Here is a 19,417-nt window from a genome sequence, read left to right on the forward strand (position 1 = left end):
TTGAAGGAGCGAAAGCCACCGGGTGGAAACAAGCCATCAACCAACTAGCCGTGGCTTACCCCGACCGATTCGCGGACTACTTGTAAACCAAACCCCCGCACACAAAGAATCGGACACCCTCGGTTCTTCGGCTGCCCGCCAGAGCCTGCGGTCTGCAGGAAGAAACCGTTCTTCCCGCCCTCGTCGTACACAGCCGTGACGACGCCTTCGGTGGTCACCGTCTTGCCCTGCAGGGGTGACTCTGCGCCGGTGCCCTGGATCTCAGCAATCGGAGTGATTTCGCCTTCAGGCTTCGGATCGCCCGGCTCCACTGGGTCCGTCGGATCCGGATCCGTCGGAGTGGGCTCTGCCGGGCCATTGCCGGAGCTGTTCGGCGTTGGTGCTGCAACGATGAAGTCGTCTGCGTTGTTATCGGTGTCGACTCCGACTTCCTTGCGCTGAATGGAGGTCTCGTTCGCAGTAGCGCGGGCAGGGCGGCCCTCGTATGCGGAAGCACTACCCCAACCGACGCGGTCGATTTCGGTGTCTCCGTTCCGGAGAGCTGCAATGGCTCCCTTTGCACCGAAGTCGAGGGTATCTGCGACCAGGTCCGGCGTGGGAAGCGCACCGGTAGCGTTTGCGCCCATCTTGCCTTGGATAAGGAAGTACCCGCCCGCTGGAACCGTGCCACTGAGTTCTACGGACTGCTGGATGTTCCCTGCGGCTGAGTACCTGTCCACGAACCAGCCGGTGACGTCGATGTCGTTGTCGGTCGGGTTGTACAACTCCACGAAGTCATTGGAGTAGAGGGAACGGCTGTTACCGCCACCGCCGTAGACCTCGTTGATGACGACATTGGAACCGTCGGGGGCTGCAGACGCAGTCGGTGCGACGACTGAAACGGTGCCTGCGGCCAACGCGATTGCGAACGCGGCACCGAGGCTCTTGCGGGAAGTGGACATGGGGACCTCTCGGGAGAAACTGAAGGGAAGATGGGTAATAGCAAAATCAAACTAACTGTTCTTCTCAGAGTGCGCTTGGCGAGATGGCAGGATTTTCTGAGAATTCACCATTCGTTCACTTTCTGCCGGTCAGCTAGGGTTTCGGGCCGTGTCGGGGCGTCCGATATACTGACGCGCGTACCGCAAAGGTCCATCAACCTCCCGAAACGTGAAGGATTCTCATGGCACGAGTCGTCGTCAATGTCATGCCCAAGGCCGAAATTCTTGATCCGCAGGGTCAGGCGGTGCTCCGCGCACTGGGCCGGATCGGAGTCGAGGGGGTGACTGACGTCCGCCAGGGCAAGCGCTTCGAAATAGAGGTGGATGATTCGGTCTCCGACGCCGAGCTGAAGCGCATGGCTGAAACGCTGCTGACTAACACCGTTATCGAGGACTTCGAGGTTGTGCGATGAGCGCAACTATCGGAGTCATTACTTTTCCGGGCACGCTTGACGACGTCGACGCGCTGCGCGCCGTCCGCCTCGCCGGCGCCGAACCGCGCCAGCTGTGGCACGCGGACAACGACCTCACCGGCGTGGACGCGGTTGTCGTCCCGGGCGGCTTTTCCTACGGCGATTACTTGCGTTCGGGCGCGATCGCCGCGCAGGCCCCGATGATGGGCGCCGTGGTGGAGGCTGCGAAGAAGGGCATGCCAGTGCTCGGCATCTGCAACGGCTTCCAGATTCTCACCGAGACTGGCCTGCTGCCGGGCGCGCTGACCCGCAACCAGGGCCTGAACTTCCACTGCGTGGACACCTACCTCGAGGTGGAAAACACCTCCACCGCGTGGACCAGCCAGCTGGGCGAGCGCATCTATGTGCCCGCCAAGCACGGCGAGGGCCGTTTCCAGGCCGCCCCGGAGACCATTGAGGCGCTGGAGAAGGAGGGCCGTGTGGTGTTCCGCTACACGGATAACTTCAACGGCTCCATCAACGGCATCGCCGGCGTGACTAACGAGACCGGCCGCGTGGTGGGTCTCATGCCGCACCCGGAGCACGCCATTGAGACGCTGACCGGCCCGTCCACGGACGGTCTCGGCCTGTTCACTTCCGCCATCGACGCGATTTCGAAGATCGGAGCGTAGACCCGAAATGACCGTGCACAACGACACCGTCGACAACGCCTTCGACACCCCGGAGCTCGAGCAGCCGTACGCCGAGCTGGGCCTGAAGGACGACGAGTACGCCAAGATCAAGGCCATTCTGGGCCGCAGACCTACCGACGCGGAGCTGACGCTGTACTCCGTGATGTGGTCCGAGCACTGCTCCTACAAGTCCTCCAAGACGCACCTGCGCTACTTCGGCCAGACCATGACCGAGGAGATGGCGTCGAAGATCCTCGCCGGCATCGGCGAGAACGCCGGCGTGGTGGACATCGGCGGCGGCGACGCGGTGACCTTCCGCGTGGAAAGCCACAACCACCCCTCCTTCGTGGAGCCGTACCAGGGCGCGGCCACCGGCGTCGGCGGCATCGTCCGCGACATCATGGCCATGGGCGCGCGCCCGATCGCCGTGATGGACCAGCTGCGCTTCGGGCCTATCGACGCTGAAGACACCAAACGTGTCCTACCGGGCGTGGTCCACGGCATCGGCGGCTACGGCAACTGCCTGGGCCTGCCCAACATCGGCGGCGAGACCGTCTTCGACCCCGCATACGCGGGCAACCCGCTGGTCAACGCGCTGTGCGTGGGCACGCTGAAAGTGGAGGACCTCCACCTGGCGTTCGCCTCCGGCACCGGCAACAAGGTCATCCTGTTCGGCTCCCGCACCGGCCTCGACGGCATCGGCGGCGTGTCCGTGCTGGGCTCCGCCACTTTCGAGGAAGGCGAGGAGCGCAAGCTGCCGGCCGTGCAGGTGGGCGACCCGTTCGCGGAGAAGGTCCTCATCGAGTGCTGCCTCGAGCTGTACGCAGCCGGCGTGGTCGAGGGCATCCAGGACCTCGGCGGCGGCGGCCTGTCCTGCGCCACCTCCGAGCTGGCGGCGTCCGGCGACGGCGGCATGACCGTCAACCTGGACAACGTGCCCCTGCGCGCAGAGAACATGTCCGCCGCGGAGATCCTCGCCTCCGAGTCCCAGGAGCGCATGTGCGCGGTTGTGGCGCCGGAGGACGTGGATAAGTTCATGGAAATCTGCGCCAAGTGGGACGTGCTCGCGTCCGTCATCGGCGAGGTCACCTCGGACGCGGACCGTCTGCAGGTGTTCCACAACGGCGAGCTCGTGGTGGACGCCCCGCCGTCGACTATCGACGAGGGCCCGATCTACGAGCGTCCCTACGCGCGCCCGGATTGGCAGGATGGTGTGCAGGCCGGAGGTGACGTCGAGAAGCAAAGCGACATCAAGGACGCATGGCTGAAGATGGTCGCATCGCCCGCGTTGTGCTCCCGCGACTTCATCACTGAGCAGTACGACCGCTACGTGCGCGGCAACACCGTGCAGGCCAAGTACGCCAACTCCGGCGTGCTGCGCATCAACGAGAAAACCAACCGCGGCGTGGCCGTCTCCGCAGACGCGTCGGGCCGCTACACCTACCTCGACCCGAACATGGGCGCGCGCCTCGCGCTTGCGGAGGCGTACCGCAACGTCGCCGTCACCGGCGCCACCCCGGTCGCCGTGACCAACTGCCTCAACTTCGGCTCCCCGGAGAACCCGGATGTGATGTGGCAGTTCCGCGAGGCAGTGCACGGGCTTGCCGACGGCTCCGCTGAACTCGCCATCCCAGTCTCCGGCGGCAATGTGTCCTTCTACAACCAGACCGGCGAGACACCGATCCTGCCCACCCCCGTGGTCGGCGTGCTGGGCGTGATGGAGGACGTGGAGAAGGCCATCCCGCACGCGTTGCCGTCCACGGACGAGCAGTACACCCTGATCCTGCTCGGCGAGACCAAGGACGAGTTCGGCGGCTCCGTGTGGCAGGACATCTCCGGCGCGGGCCTGGCCGGCCTGCCGCCGCAGGTGGACCTGGCTAACGAGGCCCGCCTGGCGGAGTTCTTCGCCGGCAACGCCGCGGGCATCGCGGCCGCGCACGACCTGTCTGAGGGCGGCCTGTCCCAGGCGGTGTTCGAGCTGCTGCTCGGCTCCGACAAGGGCGCGGAGCTGAACCTGGAGGGCGTGCACGAAGACGCGTTCACCGCGCTGTTCTCCGAGTCCGCCTCCCGCGTGCTGGTCGCCGTGACCAGCGACCGCGCGGAGGCCGCCGTGGAGCGCGCGAACTCCGCGGGCATCCCGGTCGCAGTGCTGGGCGAGACCACTGACGACGGTGTGCTGCGCGTGGCTGGGCAGGAGATCCAGGTGGCGGAGCTCGCCGGCGCGTGGGCGGCGACCATGCCGTCGCACTTCGCGGCCGCAACGGCGCCGAACGCGGCGGTGTAGCGCGACCACCAATTAAGCGTTTGGGGAATGCGGCAAATATTTGCCACATTCCCCAAACGCTTATACGGGTGCGAAAAGACCTAGGACGTGCGCTGCACCGGCGGCAGCGGCTTGACCAGCGGCACCGGCTCATACTGCCCGCGCAGGTCCTTCAGCGTCTGCGTGTGCTCCCAGAGGCGCTGGTCCTCCTCGGTGACCGGGGTGAACTTGCGCGCCGGCAGGGGGTTGCCGTCAATGTCGATGCCGATGTAGGTGAACGTGGCGTGGATGGCGTCCTTCAAGTTGTCCCGCCCGCCGCGCGGGTCGCCGGCGCGCAGGTGCACCGAGGTGTGGATGGAGCGCGAGTCGGTGCGGGTGATGCGCGCGTCCACCTCGATCAGGTCGCCGATGTGCACGGGGTGGTAGAAGCGGATGCCGCCGGCGTATACCGCCACGGTGCGCTCTCCGGACCACTCCATGGTGCAGGCCAGCCCGGCCTCGTCGATCCATTCCATGGCGGTGCCGCCGTGGACGTTGCCGCCCCAGTTCACGTCGGTGGGCTTAGCCATGAAGCGGTGCACGATACGCGGGGCGGTGGAGTCGTCGGTGTAGGTCTGCGCCTCCATCTCGGATTCGATGGCCTGGCGCAGCCCGATGCGGGACTTGGCGGCTTCGGCGACGCGGCGCTCTTCGTCGTCCGTCGGCACAAACGACGGCACCGCCATGGACTTCCCGGTGTCCGGGTCCTTGGCCACGAACACCACCAGGCAGTCGCAGGCGCGGGTGAAGATACCTTCGCGCGGGTCGGCGGAGAGCACCTCGTTGACGATGTGCATGGAGGACCGCCCGGTCATGGCGATGCGGGAGCGCACCTCCACGATGTGGCCCGAGGGAATCGGCCGGGTGAAGTGGATGTGGCCGACGTACGCGGTGACGCAGTAGGTGGCGGACCACTGCGCGGCGCAGGCGTAGGCGGCTTTATCGATCCACTCCAGCACGCGGCCGCCGGAGACGCCCTGGGCGCCGTGGTGCAGCACGTCGGTAGGCGAGGCCATGAATCGCAGGGTCACGGACGGGGAGCGCTCGGCGGCGACGCGGGTATTTGGCATGGGGCCACCTTAATATGGTGTGTCATGGTGCAGAAACAAGACCCGGCGCTGACACGTGAGGCGATCCAGCAGGTGGCTGGGTGGTTGGAGGGTGGGGCAGCGGAGCCGTCGAGAAGCGAGCTTGCAAATGCTTGCCGACGCACCGCGCGCACCCTCGCCGAGGAGCTCCCGGGGCACTCGGTGGAGCTGCGCGTGCCGCCGTTTGTGGCGGTGCAGTGTGTCGAGGGGCCGCGGCACACGCGTGGCACCCCGCCGAACGTGGTGGAGATGAAGCCTGAGACTTGGCTGCGGCTGGCCACCGGGCTGGCCAGTTTCGCCGAGGAGCTGGAGCGGGGGACTATCGACGCCTCCGGGTCCCGCGCCGCCGAAATCGCCGCCGGTCTTCCCGTGATTGCGCTGCGCTAAGCGGACTCGGATACAGTGAGGGGCGTGTTTACGGAGAGCCCTAAACCAAGTCAGGACTTCGATATCGACAGCGACACCCCGCGCGACGAGTGCGGCGTGTTCGGCGTCTGGGCGCCGGGCGAGGATGTGGCCAAGCTGAGCTACTTCGGCCTGTTTGCGCTGCAGCACCGCGGCCAGGAAGGCGCCGGCATCGCGGTGGGAGACCCGGACAAACTGGTGGTGTTCAAGGACACCGGCCTGGTCAGCCAGGTCTTCGACGAACCCGCGCTGGAGGCGCTGCAGGGCGATGTGGCGATCGGGCATACCCGCTACTCCACGGCCGGCGGCAATTCGTGGGAGAACGTCCAGCCGATGTTCCGCACCTCGCCCAACGGCACCGACATCGCGCTGGCGCACAACGGCAACCTGGTCAACTACGTGGAGTTGCAGAACGAGGCGATTGCGAAGAAGCTCATCCCGCCGGCCGGGGTGAACGGCCAGGGCTCGTCCTCGGACACCGCGGTGGTTTCTGCGTTGCTGGCCGATCTGGTCACCGAGGGCAAGACGCTTCTCGACGCCGCACGTGAACTCCTGCCCCGCGTCAAAGGCGCCTTCTGCTTCATGGTCACCGACGGCCACACGTTGTACGCGGCGCGCGACCCGCACGGCGTGCGCCCGCTGTCGTTGGGCCGCCTCGACGGCGGCTGGGTGGTTGCCTCCGAGACCTGCGCTCTGGACATCGTCGGCGCGTCGTTTGTGCGCGACATCGAGCCGGGCGAGATGGTCGCTATCGACGAATCCGGCGTGCACTCCGAGCGCTTCGCCGAGACCCCGAAGGCGCACTGCGTGTTCGAGTACGTCTACGTCGCGCGCCCCGACTCCGTCATCGACGGGCAGACCGTCAACGCCTCGCGCATCGAGATCGGCCGCCGCCTGTCCAAGGTGAGCCCGGTGGAGGCGGACCTGGTCATGCCCGTGCCGGAGTCCGGCACCCCCGCCGCCATCGGCTACGCGGAGGCGGCCGGCATCCCGTTCAAGCAGGGCATGATGAAAAACGCCTACGTGGGCCGAACGTTCATCCAACCCTCCGACACCCTGCGCCAGCTGGGCCTGCGCTTAAAGCTCAACCCGGTGCGCGAGGTCATCGAGGGCAAGAAGCTCGTGGTGGTGGACGATTCCATCGTGCGCGGCAACACGCAGCGCAAGCTCATCCGCATGCTGCGGGAGGCGGGCGCGGCGGAGGTGCACGTGCGCATCGCCTCGCCGCCGGTGAAGTGGCCGTGCTTCTACGGCATCGACTTCGCCAGCCCGGGCGAGCTGATCGCCAACCATGGCCGCACCGACAACGACGAGGCGGTTGCCGAGTCCATCCGCACGATGATCGGGGCGGATTCGCTGGCATTCGTGCCCATCGACGACATGATTGCCGCCTCGAACCAGCCCAAGGAAAACCTCTGCGCGGCCTGCTTCACCGGCGACTACCCACTGGGCCTGCCGGAGGGCAACCCCAACGCCGACCTTGTCCGACGCATCCAGAAAGGTGCAGAAGCCTAAATGAGTACTGAACAGAATCCGGTTTCCTACGAAGCCGCCGGCGTGTCCATCGAGGCCGGCGACAAGGCCGTGGAGCTTTTCGCCCCGCACGCCAAGCGCGCCACCCGCCCGGAGGTCCGCGGCGGCCTAGGCGGCTTCGCCGGCCTGTTTGCCCTGGGCAAGTACAAGGAACCGCTGCTGGCCGCAGGCTCCGACGGCGTGGGCACGAAGCTCGCCGTGGCGCAGGCCATGGACAGGCACGACACCATTGGCATCGACCTGGTGGCCATGTGCGTGGACGACTTGGTCGTCTGCGGCGCCGAGCCGCTGTTCCTGCAGGACTACATCGCCATCGGCAAGGTCGTGCCCGAGAAGGTCGCCGAGATTGTCTCCGGCATCGCCGAGGGCTGCGTCCAGGCCGGCTGCGCCCTGCTCGGCGGCGAGACCGCTGAGCACCCGGGCGTGATGGAGCCGGACGAGTACGACGTGTCCGCCACCGCCGTCGGCGTGGTCGAGGCCGCCGAGCTGCTCGGCCCGGACAAGGTCCGCGAGGGCGACGCCATCATCGCCATGGCGTCTTCCGGCCTGCATTCCAACGGCTACTCCCTGGCCCGCCACGTGCTGCTGGAGCGCGCCGGGCTGCCCCTGGACGCGGAGATGGAGGAGCTGGGCCGCACCCTCGGCGAGGAGCTGCTTGAGCCGACCCGCATCTACGCCCTGGACTGCCTGGCGTTGGCCGCAGAGTGCGAGGTGCACACGTTCTGCCACGTCACCGGCGGCGGCCTGGCCGGCAACATGGAGCGCATCATCCCCGAGGGGCTAGTGGCGGAGATGCGCCGCACCACCTGGACCCCGGGGCCGATCTTCCGCACCATCAAGTCCGTCGGCCAGGTGCCGGACGAGGAGATGGAGAAGACGTTCAACATGGGCGTCGGCATGGTGGCCATCGTCAGCCCGGAGGACCGGGACCGCGCCCTGGCCATCCTGGCGGCGCGCCACATCGACGCGTGGGATCTCGGCGAGGTCCGCGCCGCGGGCGAGGGCGATACTGCCCGCGCCGTGCTCACCGGCTCGCACCCGCAGTACTAGGAATACGTAAAAAGCACCCCGGTGAGGGGTGCTTTTTCATTGAGGTGGTGGACTAGCGGTCGTCGTCCTCGTCGTCCCAGTCCGCGTACTCCGCGTACTGGTCGTCCACCTCTGCCTCGTCGTCGTCCCAGCTGCGTCGCGGGGCCTGGCCTGCAAGCTCTCGCTGCAGGGAATCCAGGTCCATTTCAGGAGTGTTGTACTTCAGCTGGCGAGCAACCTTGGTCTGCTTGGCTTTTGCGCGTCCGCGGCCCATGGCGTGACCCCCTTGAGGTGGTTCTTGGGCGGCCTTCTAAAGAGGCGGCCTCATACTTATTTACGATATTTTCCTGTAGGACACTATAGCTTGCACTCAGAAAAAATGCGCTTTGGGGGTCTGAACAGCTTTTATAGCTGGCTCTCAGGTCCGCGCCTCAGCCTATCGACGGCCCGGCGTCCCGCGTGGTCGCCCTCATCCGCAGGCAGGGACGACTGGTCCACCGACGCCGCCGTGCCGCCGATGTCCAGCGGCGCCTGCAGCGCAGAGCGCTTCACCAAAGCCAGCGCAACCGGCCCCTCGTCGGCGTCGTGCACCACGGTGCCGACGCGACCCACCTTGCGCCCGCTGGCGGTGATCTCGGCGCCGATCTCCGGCTCGGACGGGGCGGAGCCGTCCAGCTGCAGCTTGACCAGCAGCCTGGGGGAGCGGCCCAGGTTCTCCACGCGCGCGACGGTTTCCTGCCCGCGGTAGCAGCCCTTATCCAGGTGGACGGCGCGGATATTCTCGCCGCGGTTGATCAGGTTCGGCGCCTCGTGTGGGATGGATTTCTCGTCCAAGTCCGCGCGCGTTTCCGGCTCGCCGGCAGCGACGCGGAAGGCGGTAAAGGCCATCAGCCCCGCGAGCGGGAATTGGTCCGCGACCTCGGCAATCCGGGCCTTCGGCACCGCGATGTCGGTGCGGCCGACCCCGCCCCAGCCGTCCAGGCGGCGGGTGAACACCTGGCCCAAGTCCGGCTGTGCCACCGGGCCCAGGATGGTGAGCACGCCCAGGTCCGGCTCCTCGATGGTCACCTCGGACCAGAACACCATCTTGCGCAGGAAGTCCACGAAGGATTCGCGCTGGTAGGACGGCAGGTCGAAGTAGTAGACGCCGCCGGCCACCGCCACGTCGGCGTGGTGCAGGATGCGGCCCTGCGCGTCCAGATCCAAGGCGGCAGCGGCGAAGCCGTCGGCGACGTCGTCCAGCTTCTGCGAGAGCAGGTTGTTGAGGAATGTCGGCGCGTCAGGGCCCGAGACGGCGACGACGGCGCGGTGGGAGCGGTCCACCAGCGTCGGTTCGGTGATGCGCTGCTCCACGAGGGGGTTGCCGTAGTGCCAGGGGACCCCTTTGGCGTCGAGAAGCGAGGCCCCGGGCAGCTCCTGTGCGCCGGGACGTGTCAAAAGCTCCGATGCGTAACCCATGGGCGCCTATCATAGGGCCACTATGGTTTTTCCCCAGCTAACGCCCGCGCCCGTGATCTACCTGGTGGAGCCGTTCGGCGGCTCGGTGCGGCGTCAGAACCCGAACATGCCGCACGTGTTCTGGGACGACGCGGCCGTCACACGCGGCGACGGCATCTTCGAGTCCATCCTCGTGCGCGGGGGAAAGCCGCGAAACCTGGGCAAGCACCTGAAGCGCTTCGCGCGCTCCGCGAAACTTTTGGGCCTGCCGGAGCCGGGCCGGGAGCACTGGATTCGCGCGACCGAGGAGGCCGTGGCCGACTACTGCCAGGAGCGCGGGGATGCCGCAGACATCGAGGCGAAGGTTACTTGGACCATGACCCGCGGGCGCGAAACCACCGGGGTGCCCACCGCCTGGATCACGGTGCGGCCGCTGCCGGAAAGCGTGCTGCGCCAGCGCGAACGCGGAGTGAGCGTGCTGACCACCCCGCGCGGCTACGCCATCGACTTGGACGTGCCGTGGATGCGCGACGGCGCGAAAACGCTGAACTATGCGCTGACCATGGCGGCCCTGCGCTGGGCGGGGGAGCAGGGCGCGGACGACATCATCTACATCGACCCGGACACCGGGCGCGTGCTCGAAGGTGCGACGTCGAGCGTGCTCATGGTGAAAAAGGGCGGCCGCCTGCGCACCCCGGCCCCGGGCGCGGGCGTGATGGCCGGCACCACCCAGGCCGCCGTCTTCGAGCACGCGGAAAAGCTCGGCTGGAAGTGCAAGGCCAAGGACATCTACTTGGGCGAGCTGCTGAAAGCCGAGTCCGTCTGGTTGGTCAGCTCCACCCGCATCGCCGCGCGCGTGAAACGTCTCGACGGCGAAAAGCTGCCCGCCCCCGACAACGCCGCGGAGATCAGGCAGCTCATAGAAAACGCGGTAGCTTAGCCCGCCACTCGCTTCAGCTCGGCGGACATGTAGGGCACCATTTCGCCGTCGACGGCGCGCTCGTCCACCCAGCCCAGGTTGTTGTTGGGCATCAGGCCGTAGAGGCGCTTGCCCGGGCCGTGGGCGGCCGGGCCGGTCTCCGTGGCGATGGTGGAGGCGCTGGTGAGCTGCCACGCGCGCTCGTTGACCAGCCCGCCGTACATGATCTCCACCAGGCCGCGGGAGTTCGTCAGCGTCACCTCGATCTCGTCCTTGAGCGAGATGCGCCAGAACCCCACCTCGCGCTGGTCCGCGCCGGTGGCGTTGCCCTCGGAATCCAGGCGCCAGATGCGGGACTCGAAGCGTAGGTAATTCTCGCCGTCGTGGGAAACCACCAGCTGCTGGCCGAAGGCGTACTCCTCGCCCTCCGGGTCGGACGGATCGTTGGCCTGGCCGGAGCCGGTCCACACGCCGACGAGCGGCAGCAGGGCCAGCAGGCCGTCGTGAAGCGAGGGGCCGTAGCGCAGGTTTGCGGTGTCCGCCGCGAGCGGCATGTCCTCGAAGCCCAGCTCCGGGATGTTGCGGTGCGCGGTGTTCTTGGACTGCTCCGCCGCGAGGTTCACAGCGTCGTTGCCGTTGAGCTTGTTTTCATCAGTCATGCTGCCCCAGCGTAGACGCTCCCGCCAACGGCTCCAGATCCGCCGGCTCCACCACGGTGTTTACCCGGTCGCGGGACAGCTCGAGCGAGCCCCCGCGAAGCTGCACCAGGTCCGCGGGCCCGCCGAGCGGCAGCTCCCGGGTGTCCAGGTCGAGACTGAATCCGTCCAGCACGGCCTGTTCGTCGCCGTCCGCGACGTCGAGGAGCTGGCTCGGCCGCATGCGGAATGTGCCGTCGACAAGCCGCAGCGTCACCACCACGGTGGCGGGCTCGCGGGCGTCGGGCGCGGTGCCGGTCAGGCGCGCCTCGCTGGCCACGCCGCCGGTGGGGGAGATGTCGTAGGGGTTGGCCATGTCCAGGTTCGTGATGCCCAGCAGCTCGCCGAAGCCCACGCCGTCGAGGCGGATGCGGCGGCGCACCAGGCGGGCATCCGCGCCGACGACTTCGCCGCGCAGCGCATCCGAAGGTGTGTCCAGCTTGAGGTTGAACATTTCCACGCTCACCGTGCCCACCCCGGGGCCGGGGATGTCCGCGTCGGTGCGCTTCACGGTGACACGCGGGACGCGGCCTGAGATGCCCGACCACACAAAGGGCACGGCGCTGACCTCCGCCTCCACACCTTCGCGCGCGAGGTCGTGCTCCACGTGCGAGGCCAGCGCGGTATCCGCGAGCCCGAGGGCGGCGACGAGTACCGCCGCGACCACGACCGCTTTCTTCACCGCGCCCTCCTTCCCGCACGTAGCCTTGGGAGCCATGACTGCCGATATCCTAAGCGCCCACCTGCCCGGCGACCGCGTGCGACCCTTGCTTGAGGCCGCCGAAACCCACGACGGCATCGCCGCCTTCTCCGAAAGCTTTGTGCAGGGGCTTGACGACGATCGCCTCCGCCACGCCCACTTCCTGGCCGAGCGCGACGGCGAGGTGGTGGCCTGCGCGGGACTGGCGGAGGACGGCTCAGCCGAGCTGGTCGTGCACCCGGAGCGCCGCCGCGAAGCCATCGGCGAAGCACTGGCGCGCACAGTCCGTGCCGAAAACCCTGACGCCGGGCTGTGGGCGCACGGCAACCTTCCGGGGGCGAAGGCGCTCGCGGCGAAACTGGGGCTCGAGGTAGTCCGGGAGCTGCTGGTGATGGGGATTTCCGCCGACGACATCGCTGCCGGCGGGCCAGAGCTGCCGGCAGGGTTTGAAGCCCTGGACTACGTGGGGGCGGTGGAGCGTTGGGGACGGGACGCCGTCGAGAAGCAATGGCTCGAAGTGAACAACGACGCCTTTTCCTGGCACCCGGAACAGGGAGGCTGGGACGTGGAGCGGTTGCACCGCGCGATGGAGGCTGAGTGGTTTGACCCGGCGGGTGTGCAGCTGCTGTACGAAGGCGAACAGTTGGCTGGGTTCCACTGGACCAAGCGTCACCCCGATGGGACGGGTGAGGTGTATGTGGTTGGGCTCGCCTCAGAGCATCGGGGGGAGGGAATGGGGGGACCATTGATGCAGATGGGGTTGGCGCACCTGGTCCAGGGTGGATCCCCGCAGGTCATCCTCTATGTTGAGGCAGACAATGAGCCCGCGGTGAAGCGGTATACGCAGCTCGGATTCAAAGTTGATGAAAGTCACGTTGTCTACCGGTAGCCTGGCTTTTACCTGCGGAAACGTTGTGATGGGCGGGAGTTCACCAGTTATTCACTTAACTGGCTACCGGCCATTAACCAGGGTTCCGTAGGTTTGCACTCGTGAGTAATCGGACAGTTGTTCCGACACTCGAAACTGACCCGTTAGCACCGGAAAGGTATCCCGTGATCCGTAACTTCAAGCGCACCGCAGCAATCGCTGGCGTCGTTGCCCTCTCTTCCGCTTCCCTCGTCGCTTGCGGCGACTCCGAGGACAACGCAGCTACCGACGCTGTTGAGTCCGCAACCGAGGCCGTGTCCTCCGACGACAAGGACAGCAAGGACAGCGACTCGAAGTCCGGCGACTACGAGCTCTCCGGCCAGGAGGGCACCCTCGTCGCAGAGGGCGCTTCCTCCCAGCAGAACGCGATGGACTACTTCGCGTCCGTCTACGCATCCGAGGTTCCGGGTGCGCAGCTGGCCTACACCCCGTCCGGCTCCGGCGCTGGCCAGAAGAACTTCATTGCTAACCAGGCAGTGTTCGCTGGCTCCGACTCCCCGCTGAAGGACGACCAGGTCCAGGCAGCCGCTGACCGCTGCGGCGGCAACGAGGCATGGCACCTGCCGTTCGTCATCGGCCCGGTCGCAATCGCCTACAACCTGGACGGCGTGGACGAGCTGAACCTGACCGTCGACAACATCGTCGAGATCTTCCAGGGCGTCATCACCACCTGGAACGACCCGAAGATCGCCGAGAACAACGAGGGCGTCGAGCTCCCGGACGCTCCGATCAACGTCTTCTACCGCTCCGACGAGTCCGGCACCTCCGACAACTTCCAGAAGTTCCTGGCTGCCGCTTCCGACGGCAAGTGGGAGTCCACCGGCAAGGCATTCCCGAACGCTGTGGGCACCGGCGCCAACGGCTCCTCCGGTGTGGCACAGGAGGTCAACGCGACCGAGGGTGCAATCACCTACGTTGAGGCTGGCTTCGCTGACAAGAAGGCCAACATCGACTTCGGTGGCGGCCCGGTTGAGCTCACCGACGAGGCTGTTGAGAAGACCCTGGACGGCCTCGAGTTCAAGACCGAGGGCCACAACATGGTCGTCGACTCTGACAAGCTGTTCAAGACCGACGCTGCTGGCGCATACCCGCTGGTTCTGACCACCTACGAGATCGTCTGCTCCGCCGGCTACGACGAGGCAACCTCCAAGATGGTCAAGGACTTCCTCAACGTTGCTCTGGACAGCCAGGACGACGAGCTCGCTGCTGAGGGCTTCATCCCGGTCAAGGGTGCACACGCTGAGCGTCTGCGCGAGGCTATCAACGCCATCAAGTAATTGCTGGCAATCGGCTACTGCGGTCTTAGGCCGCAGTAGGCAGATAGACCCCCTCAGATTCCGATCTTTGGGGGTCTCTCTATGCGGAGAAGTGGAGCGCAAGCCCCAGTTTCCGCCGTCCACAACGATTCATCTTCGAAGGATTCGAGCATATGGCTGCTAACGATCACCTCGACCGCGGAGCAGGACCCGCGAACACCACAGATCCTGTAATCCAGAACTCAACGGGCACCACCCTGACAAAAGGCGACGGCGGAAACACCCCGGTAGCGGACAACGCAAACAAGGGCTCCGGCGTGAAGCGCCCGGGTGACCGCGTTTTCGAGTTCCTCTCCACCGCCTCCGCGACGCTGATCACTGTGCTGGTCGCGGCGATCGGTATCTTCCTGCTCATCCAGGCCCTCCCGCCGCTGATGCGTAACGACCGCGGCTTGATCGGCTTCCTCACCTACGGTGGCGGCTGGCAGACGGCGAACCTGGACGCAATGAAGTTCGGTATCCCGAACCTGTTCTTCTCCACGGTGACCATCTCGCTGATCGCGCTGGTCATCGCGATGCCTATCGCCCTTGGCGTGGCACTGTTCCTGTCCAACTACTGCCCGCCGAAGCTGGTCCGCCCGCTGGGCACCCTGGTGGACATGCTCGCCGCCGTGCCGTCCATCGTCTACGGCCTGTGGGGCGCGCAGGTGCTCGGCCCGCTGCTGGGCGACTTCTACAAGTGGGTCAACAGCTGGGGCGGCGACTTCTTCCTGTTCGCCACCTACCAGAACTCCCCGCCGTTCTCCACGGCCCGCAACATGATGACCGGCGGCATCGTCCTGGCCATCATGATCCTGCCGATCATCGCCGCAACCGCCCGCGAGATCTTCGTGCAGACCCCTCCGGGCCAGATCGAGTCGGCATTGGCTCTCGGCGCCACCCGCTGGGAAGTCATCCGCATGACCGTGATCCCGTTCGGTATGTCCGGCTTCATCGCCGGTTCCATGCTCGGCCTCGGCCGCGCGCTGGGTGAGACCATGGCGCTGTACATGGCTGTGGCACCGGCGAACGACTTCCGCGGCTCGCTGTTCGACGGCGGCACCACCTTCGCCACTGCGATCGCCAACGCCGCCGCAGAGTTCAACAACCCGGTCTCCGCAGGCGCGTACATCGCCGCCGGCCTGGTGCTGTTCCTGCTGACCTTCATCGTCAACTCGATCGCCCGCGCGATCGTTAACAAGTAAGGAGCGGAAAGCAGAAATGTCTACTGCAGTACCGAACAACGGCTCCTCCCAGGTAGCAACCAAGAACCCCGCTCCGGCGCGTCGTAAAGGTGAAAGCCCGTTCACCGACATCGCCGCAAGCCGCAAGACCACCAACTCGATCATGGGCGGCCTGATGTGGCTGTGCATGATCCTCGCCCTGATCCCGCTGCTCTGGCTGCTCATCACCGTGGTCTCCCGCGGCCTGGGCGCCGTGATCGACCCGGCCTGGTGGACCCAGGACATGGTCGGTGTGCGCTCCTCCAAGCCGGGCGGCGGCGCACTCCACGCCATCGCCGGCACGCTGATGCAGACGCTGGTCGCGTCGCTGTTTTCCATCCCGATCGGCATCTTCACCGCGATCTACCTGGTGGAGTACTCCAACGGCAACAGGCTGGGCAAGCTGACCACCTTCATGGTGGACATCCTCTCCGGTGTGCCGTCCATCGTCGCCGCGCTGTTCGTCTACGCCCTGTGGATCACCATCCTGGGCCAGCAGCGTTCCGGCTTCGCAGTGTCCCTGTCGCTGATCCTGCTCATGATCCCGGTTGTGGTCCGCAACACCGAGGAGATGCTGCGCGTGGTTCCGATGGACCTGCGCGAGGCGTCCTACGCACTGGGTGTTCCGAAGTGGAAGACCATCATGCGCATCGTGCTGCCGACGGCACTGTCCGGCATTGTCACCGGCGTCATGCTCGCCATCGCCCGCGTGATGGGCGAGTCCGCCCCGGTGCTGATCCTCGTCGGCTCCACCCCGACCACGAACTGGTTCAACATGTTTGACAAGCCGCAGTCCTCGCTGCCGCTGTTCATGCTGGATATGTGGAAGTCCGGTGCGACCGGCCCGGCAAACGACCGACTCTGGGGCGCGGCGCTGACGCTCGTGATCCTCGTTGTCACCCTGAACCTGCTCGCTCGATTCGTGGCGAAGCGCTACTCGGTCAAGAAGTAACCCACCCGCGTTCCCACCCATCCCAGGAGAAACCCAGATGTCTACCAAGCTCGAACTCAACGACGTCAACATCTACTACGGCGACTTCCACGCCGTGCAGAACGTCAACATGCAGATCCCGTCCAAGGCCGTGACCGCCTTCATCGGCCCGTCCGGCTGCGGCAAGTCCACCGTGCTGCGCACCCTGAACCGCATGCACGAGGTCATCCCCGGCGCATCCGTGAAGGGCGAGATCCTCCTTGACGGCAACGACATTTACGGCAAGAACGTCGACCCGGTTGCCGTGCGCAACACCATCGGCATGGTGTTCCAGAAGGCCAACCCGTTCCCGACCATGTCCATCGAGGACAACGTCGTCGCGGGCCTGCGCCTGTCCGGCGAGAAGGACAAGAAGAAGCTCAAGGAAGTTGCCGAGCAGTCCCTGCGCGGCGCGAACCTGTGGGAAGAGGTCAAGGACCGCCTGGACAAGCCGGGCGGCGGCCTTTCCGGCGGTCAGCAGCAGCGTCTGTGCATCGCGCGCGCGATCGCTGTGCGCCCGGAGGTCCTGCTCATGGACGAGCCCTGCTCCGCCCTGGACCCGATTTCCACCCTCGCCGTGGAGGACCTCATCCACGAGCTGAAGAACGAGTACACCATCGTCATCGTGACCCACAACATGCAGCAGGCTGCGCGTGTGTCCGACAAGACCGCCTTCTTCTCCCTCGAGGCCACCGGTAAGCCGGGCCACCTGGTGGAGTTCAACGACACCACCACCATCTTCGAGAACCCGGAGCAGAAGGAGACCGAGGACTACATCTCCGGCCGCTTCGGCTAAAGCATTCTGCTTTTCGACGCGCCCCTTCGGTGCCCCACGCACCGCAAGGGGCGCCGCCCTTTTTGGACCTACTTCCGTTTGCGGAACTTGCGCTCGATGGTGGCGAACTTCTTCACCGGGTCGTAGTCCACCTCGTCGCGCTGCTGCACGTATGCCTCGGGCTTGAGCCCGGTGATGAGGAAGACCATGCGCCGGCCCACGCTGACGCAGCGGTCGGCGTAGCGCTCGTAGTAGCGCGCCAGCATGGACACGTCCACGGCTTCCCGGTTGGTGTATTGCCAATCCTTGTCGGTGACAAGGGCGCTGAGGTAAGCCTTCATGTCGTCCACGCCCTCGTCGATAGTGTGCAGCTCCACGGCGGAGTCGGCGTCCGGCTCGACAAGCAGCTTGCGGGTGGCGGCACCCATCTCGTAGACGAGGCGGGCGAGCTCCTGGACGTAGCCGTGCAGCGGCTCGGGGTAGACGGGGTCGGGGTGGCGCAGCCGGGCCAACAGCGCGATGTTCTTCGCCAGCGACCCCATGCGCTCGAAGCTTTCCACGATGTAGATCGCGGAGACCACCTGGCGCAGGTCGTAGGCGACGGGGCTGTGCAGCGCGAGGAGGCTCATGCTGCGTTCCTCGCAGCGCTGGCTGATCTCGTTGAGCCCGTCCGTGGCCGTCAGGGCGGCCTCGGCGTCCTCCAGGGATTGCTCCAAAAGCGCGGCCGTGGCGTGTTCCATGACTTCGCGCACGGAGTCGCACATCTCGAGGACGTCCTCGTTGAAGGCCTGGAGATGTTCTCTGTACACGGTGCGAAGCATGGGCTTCATGCTACGCACGCTGGCGGGTTTACCCGCCGTTATTTTCAATTTCGGCGCCTTCGGGAACGGTGTCGTCTTCGGGGTCGTCCAGCCAGCCCTCGGGCAGCGCGATCTTGCCGGCGGAGCCCTGGCGCCCGCGGGCGTCGTCCGCGTGCTGGGCCATCTCGTCCGAGTCGGCGATGGGTGCCAGGCGCTCCTTCAGCTCCGCCAGCGAGCTGACTTGGGCCAACGATTTGCGGAACTCGCCGCCGACGGGGAAGCCGCGCAGGTACCAGCCGGTGTGTTTGCGGATGTCGCGGCAGGCGTGCTCTTCGCCGTCGTGGGCGGCCAGCAGCTCCGCGTGGCGGTAGATGATGCCGGCAACTTGGCCCAGCGTCGGCTCCGGCGGGATCTCCTCGCCGCGCAGTTGCGCGCCGAGCTGGGCGAACAGCCAGGGCCTGCCCAGGCACCCGCGGCCAACTTCCACGCCGTGGCAGCCGGTTCGCTCCATCATCTTCGCGGCGTCGTCGGCGGCGAAAATGTCGCCGTTGCCGATGACGGGCACGCCGGTGCCGTCCATGTGCTCGACCAGGCGGCCGATCTCGTCCCAGTGGGCCTCGCCCGAGTAGCGCTCCGCGCCGGTGCGGGCGTGCAGGGCCACTGCGGCGGCTCCTGCCTCGGCGGCGATGCGGCCCGCGTCGAGGTGGGTGTGGTGCTCGTCGTCGATGCCGATGCGGAACTTCACCGTGATCGGGATCCCGGAGCCTTCGGCGGCGCGCACGGCGGCGTCGACGATGTTGCCGTAGAGGCGGCGCTTGTACGGGATAGCGCAGCCGCCGCCCTTGCGGGTGACCTTGGGCACCGGGCAGCCGAAGTTCATGTCCACGTGGTCGGCGATGTCTTCGTCCACGATCATGCGCACGGCCTCGTAGGTGAACTTGGGGTCCACGGTGTACAGCTGCATCGACCGCGGGGTTTCCACGTCGGCGAAGGTGGTCATGTGCAGGGTTTTCTGGTTGCGGGCCACCATGGCGCGCGCCGTGATCATCTCGCAGACGTACAAGCCCGAGGAGGTGCCGGTGAGCTCTTCTTCAATCTCGCGGCACAGCACGCGAAACGGCATGTTTGTCACCCCGGCCATCGGCGCGAGGATGACGGGGGAGCTCAAGTCAATGCCGCCGATAGTCAGGGCGGGGGCAACTGCAGTCATAGTGCCGCCCATTCTTCCCGTGGACTACGCGTCCCGTCCAATCG

Annotated in this window: 19 protein-coding genes and 1 pseudogene; 12 read left to right on the forward strand and 8 right to left on the reverse strand. The window is 66.4% G+C overall.

Going from position 1 to position 19,417, the window contains the following annotated elements; translation table 11 throughout:
- Positions 1–509 precede the first annotated feature (509 nt).
- A pseudogene (locus tag MHY23_RS10840) lies at positions 510–941 on the reverse strand (lamin tail domain-containing protein); the annotation flags it as partial.
- 221 nt (positions 942–1,162) lie between these two features.
- Between MHY23_RS10840 and purS the strand changes: the two are divergent.
- Genes purS through purL form a run of 3 tightly spaced genes read left to right on the forward strand, consistent with a single transcriptional unit; the run spans position 1,163 to position 4,348 of the window.
- Positions 1,163–1,393: a phosphoribosylformylglycinamidine synthase subunit PurS gene (gene purS / locus MHY23_RS10845; RefSeq protein WP_181889037.1), complete on the forward strand. Its 231-nt coding sequence runs from the start codon at positions 1,163–1,165 to the stop codon at positions 1,391–1,393.
- Positions 1,390–2,064 (forward strand): phosphoribosylformylglycinamidine synthase subunit PurQ, encoded by a 675-nt coding sequence (gene purQ, locus MHY23_RS10850; RefSeq protein ID WP_239307567.1) that lies wholly within the window; start codon positions 1,390–1,392, stop codon positions 2,062–2,064. Before purS ends, purQ begins: the two co-directional genes overlap by 4 nt.
- Before the next feature lie 7 nt (positions 2,065–2,071).
- Positions 2,072–4,348: a phosphoribosylformylglycinamidine synthase subunit PurL gene (gene purL / locus MHY23_RS10855; RefSeq protein WP_239307568.1), complete on the forward strand. Its 2,277-nt coding sequence runs from the start codon at positions 2,072–2,074 to the stop codon at positions 4,346–4,348.
- A gap of 80 nt (positions 4,349–4,428) precedes the next feature.
- Here purL and MHY23_RS10860 read toward each other — a convergent pair whose 3' ends face one another.
- A complete protein-coding gene (locus MHY23_RS10860; protein ID WP_239307569.1) occupies positions 4,429–5,436 on the reverse strand; it encodes an acyl-CoA thioesterase in 1,008 nt (335 codons plus the stop codon).
- A gap of 24 nt (positions 5,437–5,460) precedes the next feature.
- Between MHY23_RS10860 and MHY23_RS10865 the strand changes: the two genes are divergently transcribed.
- Genes MHY23_RS10865 through purM form a run of 3 tightly spaced genes read left to right on the forward strand, consistent with a single transcriptional unit; the run spans position 5,461 to position 8,442 of the window.
- Positions 5,461–5,841, forward strand: coding sequence for a sterol carrier family protein (locus MHY23_RS10865; protein WP_239307570.1), 381 nt, complete (start codon positions 5,461–5,463; stop codon positions 5,839–5,841).
- Between the two features lie 24 nt (positions 5,842–5,865).
- The gene (gene purF, locus MHY23_RS10870) at positions 5,866–7,374 is read left to right on the forward strand and encodes an amidophosphoribosyltransferase (RefSeq protein WP_239307571.1); all 1,509 of its coding nucleotides are present in this window, start codon (positions 5,866–5,868) and stop codon (positions 7,372–7,374) included.
- Entirely contained in the window at positions 7,375–8,442 is a 1,068-nt protein-coding gene (gene purM, locus MHY23_RS10875) for a phosphoribosylformylglycinamidine cyclo-ligase (protein WP_239307572.1), read from the forward strand.
- A 52-nt stretch (positions 8,443–8,494) separates the two neighbouring features.
- On the opposite strand, the gene MHY23_RS10880 is transcribed toward purM, so the two are convergent.
- Both MHY23_RS10880 and MHY23_RS10885 read right to left on the reverse strand, forming a co-directional pair.
- On the reverse strand, positions 8,495–8,695 hold the full coding sequence (locus MHY23_RS10880; RefSeq protein ID WP_181889030.1) for a DUF3073 domain-containing protein: 201 nt from the start codon (positions 8,693–8,695) through the stop codon (positions 8,495–8,497).
- Between the two features lie 131 nt (positions 8,696–8,826).
- Positions 8,827–9,879 (reverse strand): folate-binding protein YgfZ, encoded by a 1,053-nt coding sequence (locus tag MHY23_RS10885; RefSeq protein ID WP_239307573.1) that lies wholly within the window; start codon positions 9,877–9,879, stop codon positions 8,827–8,829.
- Between the two features lie 22 nt (positions 9,880–9,901).
- Between MHY23_RS10885 and MHY23_RS10890 the strand changes: the two genes are divergently transcribed.
- A complete protein-coding gene (locus tag MHY23_RS10890; RefSeq protein ID WP_239307574.1) occupies positions 9,902–10,798 on the forward strand; it encodes an aminodeoxychorismate lyase in 897 nt (298 codons plus the stop codon).
- Here the strand turns inward: MHY23_RS10890 and MHY23_RS10895 are convergent.
- Together MHY23_RS10895 and MHY23_RS10900 are read right to left on the reverse strand one after the other, a co-directional pair.
- The gene (locus MHY23_RS10895) at positions 10,795–11,436 is read right to left on the reverse strand and encodes an FABP family protein (RefSeq protein WP_181889027.1); all 642 of its coding nucleotides are present in this window, start codon (positions 11,434–11,436) and stop codon (positions 10,795–10,797) included. The genes MHY23_RS10890 and MHY23_RS10895 overlap by 4 nt on opposite strands.
- Positions 11,429–12,154: a DUF2993 domain-containing protein gene (locus MHY23_RS10900; protein WP_239307575.1), complete on the reverse strand. Its 726-nt coding sequence runs from the start codon at positions 12,152–12,154 to the stop codon at positions 11,429–11,431. Before MHY23_RS10900 ends, MHY23_RS10895 begins: the two co-directional genes overlap by 8 nt.
- 34 nt (positions 12,155–12,188) lie before the next feature.
- Here MHY23_RS10900 and mshD point away from each other — a divergent pair, with 34 nt between their 5' ends.
- The 5 genes from mshD to pstB all read left to right on the forward strand — a co-directional run bounded on the left by mshD (position 12,189) and on the right by pstB (position 17,384).
- On the forward strand, positions 12,189–13,061 hold the full coding sequence (gene mshD / locus MHY23_RS10905) for a mycothiol synthase (protein ID WP_181889025.1): 873 nt from the start codon (positions 12,189–12,191) through the stop codon (positions 13,059–13,061).
- 164 nt (positions 13,062–13,225) lie between these two features.
- A complete protein-coding gene (gene pstS, locus MHY23_RS10910) occupies positions 13,226–14,377 on the forward strand; it encodes a phosphate ABC transporter substrate-binding protein PstS (RefSeq protein WP_181889024.1) in 1,152 nt (383 codons plus the stop codon).
- A 152-nt stretch (positions 14,378–14,529) separates the two neighbouring features.
- On the forward strand, positions 14,530–15,600 hold the full coding sequence (pstC, locus tag MHY23_RS10915; protein WP_181889023.1) for a phosphate ABC transporter permease subunit PstC: 1,071 nt from the start codon (positions 14,530–14,532) through the stop codon (positions 15,598–15,600).
- Positions 15,601–15,742: 142 nt separating this feature from the next.
- Positions 15,743–16,570: a phosphate ABC transporter permease PstA gene (gene pstA, locus MHY23_RS10920; protein WP_236883535.1), complete on the forward strand. Its 828-nt coding sequence runs from the start codon at positions 15,743–15,745 to the stop codon at positions 16,568–16,570.
- A 37-nt stretch (positions 16,571–16,607) separates the two neighbouring features.
- A complete protein-coding gene (gene pstB / locus MHY23_RS10925) occupies positions 16,608–17,384 on the forward strand; it encodes a phosphate ABC transporter ATP-binding protein PstB (RefSeq protein ID WP_181889021.1) in 777 nt (258 codons plus the stop codon).
- 68 nt (positions 17,385–17,452) lie between these two features.
- On the opposite strand, the gene MHY23_RS10930 is transcribed toward pstB, so the two are convergent.
- Together MHY23_RS10930 and dusB are read right to left on the reverse strand one after the other, a co-directional pair.
- The gene (locus MHY23_RS10930) at positions 17,453–18,184 is read right to left on the reverse strand and encodes a PhoU domain-containing protein (RefSeq protein ID WP_239307576.1); all 732 of its coding nucleotides are present in this window, start codon (positions 18,182–18,184) and stop codon (positions 17,453–17,455) included.
- Positions 18,185–18,212: 28 nt separating this feature from the next.
- Positions 18,213–19,373 carry a tRNA dihydrouridine synthase DusB gene (dusB, locus tag MHY23_RS10935; RefSeq protein WP_239307577.1) on the reverse strand — a complete coding sequence of 387 codons (1,161 nt, stop codon included), beginning with the start codon at positions 19,371–19,373 and terminating at the stop codon, positions 18,213–18,215.
- Between the last annotated feature and the right edge of the window lie 44 nt (positions 19,374–19,417).

The sequence above is a fragment of the Corynebacterium sp. ACRQP genome, from assembly GCF_022345915.1.
Classification (GTDB): Bacteria; Actinomycetota; Actinomycetes; order Mycobacteriales; family Mycobacteriaceae; genus Corynebacterium; species Corynebacterium lehmanniae.